Source organism: Piscirickettsia salmonis LF-89 = ATCC VR-1361, assembly GCF_000297215.2.
In the GTDB taxonomy this organism is placed as follows: domain Bacteria; phylum Pseudomonadota; class Gammaproteobacteria; order Piscirickettsiales; family Piscirickettsiaceae; genus Piscirickettsia; species Piscirickettsia salmonis.
The window spans coordinates 1-1448 of record NZ_AMFF02000165.1 but is presented as its reverse complement, the minus strand read 5'-3'; the positions used below and the strand labels follow the sequence as shown (position 1 = coordinate 1448).

The 1448-nt window shown below is 35.4% G+C and carries 2 protein-coding genes; one reads left to right on the top strand and one right to left on the bottom strand.

Going from position 1 to position 1448, the window contains the following annotated elements:
• Positions 1 to 684: 684 nt before the first annotated feature.
• Positions 685 to 903: a hypothetical protein gene (locus C200_RS12770; protein ID WP_016212359.1), complete on the bottom strand. Its 219-nt coding sequence runs from the start codon at positions 901 to 903 to the stop codon at positions 685 to 687.
• Between the two features lie 367 nt (positions 904 to 1270).
• On the opposite strand from C200_RS12770, the gene C200_RS15160 reads away from it, so the two are divergent.
• Positions 1271 to 1448 (top strand): helix-turn-helix domain-containing protein (locus C200_RS15160; protein WP_080750118.1); only part of this gene is annotated, 178 nt, incomplete at its 3' end.

The window sequence follows — 1448 nt, the reverse complement described above, 5'->3', positions numbered from 1 at the left end:
TAATCCAGCGCTATAACTCGTGTTTGTTGTGTTTTGCCATGACTCGGTTTGCTTACTCTTGCTTTTTTTCTTTGAGATTTTGCTGGTTTACTTGTAGTTACTTGGTAATTTTTTAGCGGTGGATTTTGTTGAGAGATTAAATTTTGTAGTATATTTATACTGCGGAGAAGGTCAACTCTATTTTTTCGAAAAGCACGCTCAAGTATTCTATCTCGCTTATTTTTAGTAAAAGTGCCACGAGGGGCCTGAATAGTAAAGCCATTGTCATCTTGCTTTTTTAAAAAACTATTCCAAAAGTGAGTTACATCTCTATAATCTTTGCTATTAACATGCCCCAGCCAATTTTCATATAAGCCACAAAGTTCTAAAGATAATTCTAATTTTATTTCTAGTGCTGTTACAGCGGCTAATTTGCTATTTATTTTTTCTATTTCTTCTTCTAGACGTTGTTTTTTTCTTCGAATTTTGTTATATGTTGATTAACTTGGTCGATAATCGGTTGCATAAAGACATGTGCATTTTTTTTCAGTGCTTTTTTAGTTATAGGATTAAGTTGATGATCACTTTTATCGTGTAAGTAAAATTCGGGTCTATATTCTTGATGATAGGTGCAATAGACCCTGACTGTTTTATTGGCGCCACTGACTTTGCACTTAACTGTTGCTGTGTAGTGAAGATGACATCTTATGGTTTAAATGGTTTACCCTTATCCTGAGGGCGATGATCAAATAAGGAGGCGATAGTTAAATGAGACTTTAGCACTCCAGATGTGTCACCATGTAAGGGAATGATGATACGCTGAGCATTATTTCCTGGGCCATTAAATTTTTTCGCTTTAGAAATTGAGAGATAAGCTCGTTCTTTTTGAAAATAAAGACGGTTATTTTGTAATTGTTTAAACACTAGATTGGGTGTGGTGCTACCTGCCTCTTTGGTTGTCTGTCTGGGTCTGTAATAAGGAGAGTCTTTTAATTGACTGAATTGAGAAATATAGGAGTCTCAGTTTCTAATAGCGGTGCGGGTTTATATTTAGGCATAGAAAATCTCCAGTATTACCAGCAATAACATGCTGTGGATATATTTGAAATTTATTTTAATACTTGCATGTTAATAGTTATATTTTGATTTTTATTTATCTTTTCCTTGATAATTTATTATCTCTATGATAGAGTGACTTTCGCCCTCCGTCATCTGAAGTGCAACACTCAGTAGAGAGTTCATATTCATACAGATAAACTCTCTAGTTCGCCTTTTGACTTAGAGGGTAGAGATGGTTTATCGGCACTTAAATGAAAAAGATCGTTTTTATATCGAACAACGGTTATCAGAGGGAGACTCGCTCAGATCAATTGCTAGAGCACTTGGCTTTTCTCCTAGCACGATTAGCCGTGAGATTAAACGGCACACCCCAATCGATTTTAAAGGTCTTTATTGTCACCGGCTTACTT